This window comes from Acinetobacter sp. YH12136 (assembly GCF_013418545.1).
Classification (GTDB): Bacteria; Pseudomonadota; Gammaproteobacteria; order Pseudomonadales; family Moraxellaceae; genus Acinetobacter; species Acinetobacter towneri.
The window spans coordinates 1-10583 of record NZ_VPBV01000046.1 but is presented as its reverse complement, the minus strand read 5'-3'; the positions used below and the strand labels follow the sequence as shown (position 1 = coordinate 10583).

The window sequence follows — 10583 nt, the reverse complement described above, 5'->3', positions numbered from 1 at the left end:
GTTCAAATGGCGATTCAGCGTTTAATTGGTTTTGGGAAAAAAGAAGAGTTTAAGGAAATTTTGGCAATTTTAAGAAGGCAGAACCCTGATAGGATAAGGGTTCTGTGAAATTTGTCGTGTACAGAGAAAAATTTTAATAAAATCCAAATCAGTATACACCCTGATTTTTCTGGAATTTATCTTTGCTATCAAGAGGCTTTCAAAGCTTTAAAAACAGATCTAGGTATCTTGAATCCACGTCCCGAAATTCACGTCTGGAAAGATACTAATCTATCCGGTTATACCATCGCCAGTAATTTCCAATGGTTCCTATACTGGACTCAGAATGCACCCAAAGAAATTAATCTAATTATCCATTCTCTTCCCAAAGATAACAAAAAAATCGAACTATTAAAAAATGTGGCTAGTTCCGAATTTCTAAAATTTCTATCATCTACTTATTATGATCTTAATCGATTAAATCCCAAAAGGTTACATAACTTAATAAATGAATACATTTCTGCCGAGGCTATTTACAAGTTAAACAAAAAAAATTCTTTCAAACCTCACCGTACTATGAGCTTAGACCTGCTAGCAAAACGACTCTCATACACACGATATCAGCTGAATTATCGCAATAAAGCTATAAACCGAAAAAGACAAAGTGTGCTTGATCAACTAGAACAAACTAGTGAAGTTGTACAACAGCTTTTAAATAATGTCGACTTCGTTCTCACGCCAGATCAGCTATGGAAAGCATAATGTCAGAATCCAACCCAACCCATCAAAATATTGCTGATATTCCAGGGGTATCATTAAAACAGACATTGGAAAAACTCTTTGGTGATGAGCAGCTCCAACGTACCGAACATATTCAATATATTGCTGATGTATTAGTTTCGCAACCAACCGATCAATATCTAGAAGGACTGAATCTCGATCTATTAGATTTTGATCTAGAAACCAATTCTGTTGTTGCTAGACCAGCTGCATTGGTCTCCTCTCGAAAACATACTGTTAGCGCAACACCAGTTACTTGGTATGTGAACTCAATTGCACAATTAGCAGAGTCGGAAGAAAACGCTTTAATCTGGAATATCCTGGTCTTAAAAGCAGCAATCTATTTAATTGCCCTTCCAGACATTAAACCTGAGCTTTTTAAAGAAGACTACACTGAACATTTCAATACTGTAAAACGCTTATTTCAACGCTTCCGTGTGGCGAATAGAGTTCTGAATCCCGATAAAGAATATCAAAATACACGCGAATACATGATCCTTTGGGAAAAGCATCTTAAAGATCCTACGCTTTCGTTAACTGAATTTGTTCAATATTTAAGTAATTTCAATACAGATCCATCCAATGATTTTGAAAAAAATCTACTGAATAATCTACGCATTACATTTACTTATATTTTAAACAATAAGGCCAAAATTGCCAAAGCGAGCATCGAGACTCAACTTCAACATGATTTTTTAGATGAAGATCAGCTGATTGTAGAAAGTTCAGAAATTAAAAAAGGTCAAAAGTCTAAAGCTCTTAATATAGAAAAACAATTAGATGACCAAGATACACGTCAAATACTTGTAGACCCAACCATCGTTACCCCCCTTGCTGCATATTCAGAATCCGGCCAAAGCTATGTGCTGCCTCTGGTTGCCAAACATATTCAACGGAAAGAACATTTGCTGCCATACAGCAGCCTCTTTCCTAATACCACAAGCATAAGTGCCCTAATTACTGAACTATATAAAAATTACATTGTTGAAATTGAAGAGGACTCTAAAGACAAGGATAAAGAAATCAAAAAAAAGAAGGCATCCTTGATCCTGATGCTGTCATTTCTGACAGGAAATAAAATCCAGGAGTGGCTCCGTCTACAAAGTAAACGTGCTAAAAATTTAAATGCTCGCCAACAGATCAAGCAAAGCAATGGACAATATTATCTGAGAAGTAAATTTTCAATTTTTGAAAATAAGGATTTTGCTTATCCAGAGGGCTTGCTCAACCAAACAGTTCATCTGGACATCCCGATCCCGAATTCATTTATTGAATCTCTGCGAGACGGTGACCCCGTTAAGGAAGAGGACCTTCAGCAACATTTGAAACAGCTGAGAGCCAAATTTTATATTCCAAAATTATCACTAATAAGAATTGGCTCTCTTTTACATCAGACTATTTTGCAACGCACTGGAAATAAACAGCTTGCTGACCTTCTCACTGGTATTGATGCCAATAAGTCTTCTTCTACTTCTTATTGTCATCAAAATATCCTGACTTTACAGACTGAATATGTCTCAATTTTAAAAGAGCTGTGTGAGTCGTTATCCGATGAATACCAGAATATTGAATATGCTGCAGAAAAAAACTTTGGAAGCCGCAAAGCACCTACTTCAAATGTGATTCAAAATATCTTTGCCACTCTCAAATTCAGAATAATTTCACAAAAAGAAGACGACTGGATAGCAACTTTTAATCACTATAATCTGTGGATGTGGCATTTCTTGTTGCTCTTTACTGCTGCACGACCCGTCGCTGAATTTCCAGGTTTTTTAAAAAGCTTCAACCTGAAAAGAAAAATATGCATGGTTTCTGATAAGGAGGTGGGTGGGCGTCAAGGCTATGGACGTTTAATTCCACTGTGTCATTTTGTTGTACAAGAACTCCAGAAATTTATAGATTTTTTACATTATTTTAAAACTCAAATTGCTCCTAGTCAGCCAGAAATTCCACAACATATTCAACAAATTTTAGAGAGCAAGCTCCCACTATTGAATATCTTTCAGGATGGTCAATGGTACCCCTTAAGGCCTTCGATTATAAAAAAATCTAACCCTGAGTTAAGTTTGCTACATGAAAACTGGCACCGGCATACAGCCCGTGCTTTTCTCAGCAATAAAATTAGCGAAATTGAAATTTTAGCTTTATTCGGTCATGAGCCGATGCAGCAAGAAGCTGCGCATCCTTATTCCAGCTTATCTATTTCACAATATTCAAGCATTGCTCATGTTCTTGAACAAATGAAAGATTATTTTAATATTACCGGTATTGAACTCGATGTCCTCATCCAATAAACGAACTAAGCAAGCTCGACCACTATATGCAGAAAATCGTAGAAAACAAATTCGTCTTGAGAAAGAGAAATCTCCTCGATCGGATGTAGAAAAGGAATTAATTCAATATTTCCAAGAAATAGAACTAGAACAAAAAGAACATCTTGAATCCTTATATCCCGCAATTTATGAGTTTATTAAACGCAAAGCTCCAAGCTTGGCCTGGAAAAAATATGCACATGAGTTTTTTCGGTCATATATCAAGCAAATCAATTTAAATCGTCGTGAGACTTTGCCCCTACCGAATCTGACATTTGAGATGAAGCGTGATCAACCAGTTTTTACCATGGACTGGATCGAGAAGGGACAGCAGGTTGATGAAGTTCTTGATAAGCTTTGGGACTACTGGATTCTAGCAAAAGATAGCAAGACATTTTCTGATGATGAAATCATTGGGAATATTGTTATTTCTGCCATGCTTTATTCCGGCTTAAATCAAAAAGCGTCTTTAGAAGCTTTGCTTGAACACTTAAAAGATCCGGCAAAAATCAGAAAGATCGAAGATCTGAACATTATATTTTTAGAACCGCTCTCTCCCTCTTATGGAGATCTATTTATTGATGAAAAAACCATTCGTAAATCGCGTAATTTTATTCCTGATCAAATCACCCGCTTATGGTTAATTCATTTTAATAGCAGAAATATTCGTACAGTAAACCAGAATGTAGAAGATTATCTACAGCTTATTTTTAATAAGATTAAGTTACCATTTAATCTTAAAACTTATAAATTATTACGCGACTACGCCAACTTTAACTGGATGCAACTCCCGAAAGTTGACATTGATCCTGCTCTCTCACAATGTCTTATAGAAAATACTGCAACCTGTGGCTTATCAGAAATAGAATTTGAAAGATTTCTTCATCCAAAATTTAAATATCAGCAGGACACTCTTACTGATTCAGATGTAGAAAAATCACCATCTATTGTGGGTAAATCTTACTCCAATGATGACATTCAGCAAGCTTTGGATGATGTTATAAAGATTCACAAAGACCTTTTACAACTGATTCGTACATCACAAACTGATCAAGCCATTGATGTATTAATCATTAAATATTGTCTTGAAAATACTGATAAATTTAATGAGTACAGTAAACGTGTCGCCTTATGGCTCATCAGCCTTTATAAACCAGAATTAGAACAGATTCAGCAACTGGCTGAAAATTTTAATTTTTGCGTAAACCAATTTCAAAAAGCGTTTCAGCAGAATAGACCGTTAGCAGATTGTTCCATTTACACTTATTACTCCCGTATTGCTGAGCCCTGGCTCACCCATTCCTTACAATATCTAGATAGCGAAGATGATCTGAATACGAACCTAGCGAAGATCTACCAACAAATTATTACGAACACCCGTCTCGCAGATGAAGCAGGCCAACCTGAATTTAAAAAATCCAGAGGTCAAACCAGCAGGATGTTGAAGCGCTTCCATAGCTTTCAACGAACAGTTTTCGAAGCTGAATCTCTCGAATTAGAATCACTCGCCATACAAAATAGGCCTAGAGCCCGTATTATTGGCCCTTTGACTTATCAAGCTTTCATGAACAAATTAGATACCTTATTTTCAGGTGCTAATAGTCAAGAAAACACTTATAAGACATTAAAAATCATCTATATCTTAGCTTACCGTACCGGTATGCGTATTAATGAAATTCTAGGCTTACGTGTGCGGGATATCGAGGGCTTGAGCTGTCTATCAGTATGGATTCAGCCCTACGGCTCAAAAAAGAAAGGAAACTTACATCAACTTAAAACAGATAGTGCTGAACGCAAAGTTCCTGTGTATTGCTTATTAAAAACCGATGAATATCAACTATTTCATAATCATGTAGTCGAGCAACGTTTACTCAATCAGCAAAACTTATACTTATTCCGTAATTGGAATGAAAATAGCAAGCTGAACAAACATACGGTGACAACACCTTTTAGAATGATTATGAACGAGCTTTTTAAAACTCATGATTATTCTTTTCACTCATTTCGACACACGGCTGCCAATCACTTATCCGTTCTGCTCAACTGCGATTACGCTCCCCTAGTCAAGAATCTGACGGATTATACTGAAGAACAATATCAGTCCATTCGGACAGAGTTACTCCGTCATACACATGGTCAAAATCATTGGTTTATGATTGCCCATTTACTGGGTCACATTGACCCTACAGAAACTTTTAAAAGTTATATTCATCTAAGCTACCTAATTGCTGGGCATAAAATACTGAGATATCACCCAGACATCGATACTCAACTGGCAAAAAAGATGATGGGCTACCTACCTTCTTTCAAATTTTTAAACACAGTAAAAAATTCTGCTCCATTCAATTTCGAAAAGCATGCTGGTCATTTAAGTCAGCAGTTACTCAACGATCAAACTGACTGGTTAAAAAGTAACGTAGAAGACATTCTAGATGAGGTTTCATTTAACTCAAAGCATCATGATTTTTTTAAATATTTCGCGGGAACAAAAGAATCCAAAGTTTCATTTGCATGGTTTTTTAAGTGCCTAAATTTACTGGAAATTCATCATGATCCAGATCGGGTATCACAAGAAATGAGTTTACCTGTCGAACTGGTTAACTACTGGTATGAAAATGCCAAACAACTGGGCCAACTCAAGTCTCAAAAAAACAACCCAAGGTTATTTGATCTCAACAACACAAATCATCTGGATAAACCTTTGAAACCCTCGATGATAGATACCGTTGAAGAGCGCAAAGCAAGGAACTATTTCTTTGAAAATATTCAAAATATCTTTGAAAAAAAGCCAGATCAAATAAAAGCGGTGCTTGAGACATTTTTAAGTCGTGTTACAGTTTCGCATACCGGCATTCATTATCGCTGGAATAAAATTGATCAATTGGAATCATTTTATTGCAAGGTAAAAGACCTGTTTCCCCATCAATTTTGGCATTTGCTTGGACAAGACTTGGTACAATTGCTAGATAAAAAGAAACAACCTTTATTACTGAAGCTGGCTAAATCGAGCACAACAGAGCATCCTACGACTCAAGAAGATTATGTTCGTCTCCAGCTTTACTCGACAAAAGATGCCAAAGCACTGGCCGCATTTAAATTTTGCTTACATCTAGCTTGTATTGGCAGACCTCGATCTCTTGAACTGCAAGTTGAAGGTCTAAAAATCACTACATGCGATTAAATAATTTAACCGTTGCTGCCTTATCTAAATGATGTGTGCTGTAAAAACAAGAGGTTTTAACTTGGTAAACTATACATACTCATCAGGAGTTTACCATGAGCAAGAAACACAAGACGTATACGGCAGAATGAACCGTACCGGGTTTGTCGGAGACCAACTTTCCCTGAGATAAGAAGCATCGCTTCGCAAGAAAACATCGAGCAAAACGACATCTACATGATTTTCATCATGCTGAGCAAATCATACGAATTTGGAAAGAAAGTTCGGGGCGATATGGCGTTCGTAAGGTCTGGCAACAACTGCAACGAGAAGTTATGTTATTGCGCGCTGTACAAGTGCGCTAGGTTATGTGCCACCTTTTGTGTTTGAAAAAATATTCGATGATAAGATTAACCCATTAGGTCAGGCGGCCTAACTTAAATAAAAAATTCTCCGATAGACTCGGTACGGTTCAGATTGAATACGTGTTGGATCAAGGCTATAGCATCGATCGTTTGGATGTCATTCTTGTGGAACCTTCTGCTGCTGCATTAGCACGTGCATCACACTGGATTACGCAGAAAGCCCAACATCACGATATTAAGCTGAATATCATCCATCATGCCTGCACTCTAGATGAACTGGAACCAGATTTTATGGCCGCCAATATAAATCAATTGCCAAGTATTCATTTACTGAGCAATGTATTAGACATGTATTTAAGTGTGCAATTCAGCATGAGTCACTTATGCCATGAAATGAAACAATATGCACGCCATAGCAAACACTATGTTTATGCTGTAAGCCCAGACTTTATTACAGGAAATAAGGGCTTCGATACATTTCATCAACTACTTTCTCCTCAACAACTTTACCTCAATCATCATGGTACAGTCCGTATTACGGAATATAACTTAAATAGCCGATGCATACAGGACCGCCCAGCACCGATTCGTGCCTATGCTGCATGTATTTAATGGGAGCTAATCAATATGAATAATCTGTTTAATGAACCAGAAGTTTTGTTTAGTCAGCAGACATATCCAATGCAACCCAGTCCTTGTGGACGTGGGTATGATATCGAAGTGCCACATGGAACTTTACGCTACATTCCTCAATTTATTGAAAAAAAAATAGCTGATCGAACATTGGCTGTATTTTTTGAAAATAGCCAATATGATTGGAATCATACCAATTGGCATCAGGTACAAGATATTAATCAAATTGATTGGAAAAATATCCAATGGCATCAAGACACCATCAAAATGTATGGTAAATCTCATACCTTACCTCGCATATCTGCATGGTATGGAGATACAGGAAAAGCCTATAAATATTCAGGCATATTATTACACCCTAATCCTTGGAACTCAGCTTTACTGTGGATGAAACAACAGTTAGCAACCGTATGCGACACTCCATTTAATAGTGTGTTATTAAATTGGTATCGAAGTGGTCAAGACTATATTTCTTGGCATACTGATGCCGAAAAAGAATTGGGACTAAACCCAACTATTGCATCACTGAACTTTGGTGAATCTCGTCGTTTCTTATTGCGTCGCAATGATGATCATGAAGATAAAATTGAAATTCGTTTAGCTCATGGTGATTTATTGATTATGCATGGAGAGCTACAACACTTCTGGCAGCATAGTGTCCCTAAACAAGCCAAAATTAAAAATGGTCGATTAAACATGACGTTTCGAAATATCTTATAAGGGCAGTTCATCTTAAAAGCTGCTGCCATTCAATCTGGACTTCCAATTAAGCGTTAGAAGAATCCGTTTAAATTGGTACTGAGTTCATTCCTCATTATCTTTATGATAAACACCATCAATAAAATTTTACCAAATAGTAAAATACCCTTAAAAACAAAAATTATATGTTGGTTATTATTGTTGAATATCACAATAAATTAGTGACCAAAAATAAAAGTACCCACCCTACCTTAAATTACACCACACAAAAACAAAAACCCTATATAACTGTTATATATAGGGTTTATTAAAATACTAATTATGTAATTTAATGCATTTTATGTCGGTGACTCTTGCCAAGGTTGGGGTCGCGAGTTCGAGTCTCGTTTCCCGCTCCAGATTTAAAAAAGCCCTCATCGAAAGATGGGGGCTTTTTTATTGATTTTATTCAATATTTTTACTTATAAAAATTTTGATACTTTAAAAAGCAAGTTCACAAAAGTACACTCTCAAAATTGGTGACCAAAAAGTGACTAACTTTCTTATTACATCTGCACTAAAGCTGACTTCTACTTGGTAAATTCCCAAGCGAAATATTTAATTTGATGATCTGTAAAGTATTTCATTTTATTTGTGCTTTTCGTCCCTCATTGTAAACAATATAACGAATGTTCAATAATATTCAAACTGTTCTAGCTTTATCACTTTCTAATAAAGTAATAATTTAAGTACTTATCAAAAAACAGAAACTCCCCCTTGTACTGGCTCCCACTTCATCCGACTCCCCATCGTTAAGGTTGCACAGTTATACGCATCCTGTAGAAAACCACGGCGCGTTTGTTCCGTGAAACCAGTCTGCGCGATTAGCGTTTCCCTCAATGGATGATGACTGGTAATCAGGTATTCATTACGCTTATGCAAGCGCTCTAATAAATTAATAGAAGGTAAACGATCAAATTTACCCTGTTGTCCCCGATTACATTCAGGACATGCTAAAACTAGATTCGCCACTCCATTAATTGGTTTTTGAATATCACACTCTCTTAACTTATGTGGAAAGAAATGATCTACATCGGCCGAATGAGCTTGGAGTTGCTCAATCGTGATAGGCGCAAAACAATAAAAACAACGGCTTTTCTGATAGCCATTTAACGCTGATTTTGCCGAGGTCACATTAACTCGTCTGATCCTATTGTCTGCGACCAATATTCCCCGATCATCATGTTCAATTTGAACCAAATGCTTGGGTAAATTCATATCCCATGCGGTTTCGACTAAACGCCAACGTGCCTCAGTTTCATCGATTAAATCTAAAGCATTTGGTGCTTCAAACAACTTGAAAACTTCATCTGTGAGGATAATACCTTTATGTGATTTACGGGCATCCATAAAAAAACGTTTTGGCAATTCTTGTTGATGCACATTATGAAAAGCATCAATCACATTCACAAAACCAAACTGTACCGTCTTATTAATTAGTGTTTGCTGATCAATCTCATCTGAATTAAATGCACGACAAAAATCCAAATACTTACTCGAACTTGAAGTCGCTTGTTTATCCACTAATTTTAAATGTTCACAAATATGCCGACTAAAAGGTTCTGCCAATTGATCGAGTGTGGCAATGGTATTACCTTGCCCCTTGAGTTCATACAATGACTTAGCTAAAGCAAATTTATAAGATGCGACATTACGCCCAAATAAAATAATGGCGCGCCAATAATTTTCTAAAGAGGGTTCAATTTCATAGAATTCAGACATGATTGCGCTCTTTTAATTATTTTTCTGAACGATGATATTAAGCCATTCTTCCTGCCGATCAGGTCTCTTATCTACCGTAATCCATTGTTGAACCAATCTGACCTGCGCAAACTGCGCTAAAAGTACATGCGATTGCTGTTTATTCAGATCTGTAAATTCCCGACCATCTTTTTCTCGGTCAGAATCTCCATATTTAAACGACATATATATCACACCTGCAGGCTTCAATGCTCGAAGCATTTTTTCCAGTACTTCAGCCAATCTACGGCGTTCACAATGAAGTAAGGACGCACATGCCCAAATACCATCATAAACAGCGACTTCATTAAGCGCGTAGAAACTTTGATGTTTGACTTGAATGCCCGTCAGCTCCGTTGCCGTTTTAACCAACTCTTCCGAGTAGTCAATTGCATCAACCTGATAGCCTTTATTTTTAAATGCCAAACTATCACGCCCCGACCCACAACCGAGATCTAAGATATAGGCATGTTCAGGTAACAACGCTAGAAACGGTTGGTACAAGCTACCCATCTCAACATGAAACGTTGAGTTAGTAAATTCTTCTGCGTGATGGTTGTAGTAATCTATTGTTTTCATTAACGAACACTTAAGCTAAAAATTAGATACGACATAATAATACTCTTAATCTCATGGGTTAAAATCATCAGTAACTTCTAGATTTTCTTTGTATTCAAAAAATTCTGCCAATAACTTTGCCAATCAATATTTTTTTAATTTTTTTCTAGTATTCACTCAATATTAAATTATCTCTGTACACGACAAAAATAGATAACTCATTGAAATAATGTCATAATAATTGTTTTCTAACGACGAATACTATGACACATCTCAATGAGTTATATCTTATCTTAAACAAATATCTAAAATGGAACA

The 10583-nt window shown here is 36.4% G+C and carries 7 protein-coding genes and 1 pseudogene; 6 read left to right on the top strand and 2 right to left on the bottom strand.

The features are described from left to right. The first annotated feature begins 111 nt into the window (after window positions 1-111). The 6 genes and pseudogenes from FTU71_RS13870 to FTU71_RS13845 all read left to right on the top strand — a co-directional run bounded on the left by FTU71_RS13870 (window position 112) and on the right by FTU71_RS13845 (window position 7949). Entirely contained in the window at window positions 112-741 is a 630-nt protein-coding gene (locus FTU71_RS13870) for a hypothetical protein (RefSeq protein WP_180112111.1), read from the top strand. Further along, a complete protein-coding gene (locus FTU71_RS13865; RefSeq protein ID WP_180112110.1) occupies window positions 741-3053 on the top strand; it encodes a hypothetical protein in 2313 nt (770 codons plus the stop codon). The genes FTU71_RS13870 and FTU71_RS13865 overlap by 1 nt, the downstream gene beginning before the upstream one ends. After that, window positions 3037-6252, top strand: a complete 3216-nt coding sequence (locus FTU71_RS13860; RefSeq protein ID WP_180112109.1) for a tyrosine-type recombinase/integrase — start codon at window positions 3037-3039, stop codon at window positions 6250-6252. The genes FTU71_RS13865 and FTU71_RS13860 overlap by 17 nt, the downstream gene beginning before the upstream one ends. Window positions 6253-6443: 191 nt before the next feature. Beyond that, window positions 6444-6592 (top strand): annotated as a pseudogene (locus FTU71_RS13855) (IS3 family transposase); the annotation flags it as partial. A gap of 124 nt (window positions 6593-6716) precedes the next feature. Beyond that, window positions 6717-7208: a hypothetical protein gene (locus FTU71_RS13850; protein WP_180112108.1), complete on the top strand. Its 492-nt coding sequence runs from the start codon at window positions 6717-6719 to the stop codon at window positions 7206-7208. A 15-nt stretch (window positions 7209-7223) separates the two neighbouring features. Next, entirely contained in the window at window positions 7224-7949 is a 726-nt protein-coding gene (locus FTU71_RS13845; RefSeq protein ID WP_180112107.1) for an alpha-ketoglutarate-dependent dioxygenase AlkB, read from the top strand. Window positions 7950-8663: 714 nt separating this feature from the next. Here the strand turns inward: FTU71_RS13845 and FTU71_RS13840 are convergent. After that, the gene (locus tag FTU71_RS13840; RefSeq protein ID WP_179994023.1) at window positions 8664-9689 is read right to left on the bottom strand and encodes an HNH endonuclease domain-containing protein; all 1026 of its coding nucleotides are present in this window, start codon (window positions 9687-9689) and stop codon (window positions 8664-8666) included. A 12-nt stretch (window positions 9690-9701) separates the two neighbouring features. Next, window positions 9702-10286, bottom strand: a complete 585-nt coding sequence (locus tag FTU71_RS13835; RefSeq protein WP_179994024.1) for a bifunctional 2-polyprenyl-6-hydroxyphenol methylase/3-demethylubiquinol 3-O-methyltransferase UbiG — start codon at window positions 10284-10286, stop codon at window positions 9702-9704. Window positions 10287-10583: the final 297 nt, after the last annotated feature.

What these genes read in the sequence shown, in the direction of transcription:
- FTU71_RS13840 (WP_179994023.1), bottom strand. Translation starts at nt 9,689, where the DNA reads ATGTCTGAATTCTATGAAATTGAACCCTCTTTAGAAAATTATTGGCGC.
- FTU71_RS13865 (WP_180112110.1), top strand. Translation starts at nt 741, where the DNA reads ATGTCAGAATCCAACCCAACCCATCAAAATATTGCTGATATTCCAGGG.
- FTU71_RS13845 (WP_180112107.1), top strand. Translation starts at nt 7,224, where the DNA reads ATGAATAATCTGTTTAATGAACCAGAAGTTTTGTTTAGTCAGCAGACA.
- FTU71_RS13860 (WP_180112109.1), top strand. Translation starts at nt 3,037, where the DNA reads ATGTCCTCATCCAATAAACGAACTAAGCAAGCTCGACCACTATATGCA.
- FTU71_RS13835 (WP_179994024.1), bottom strand. Translation starts at nt 10,286, where the DNA reads ATGAAAACAATAGATTACTACAACCATCACGCAGAAGAATTTACTAAC.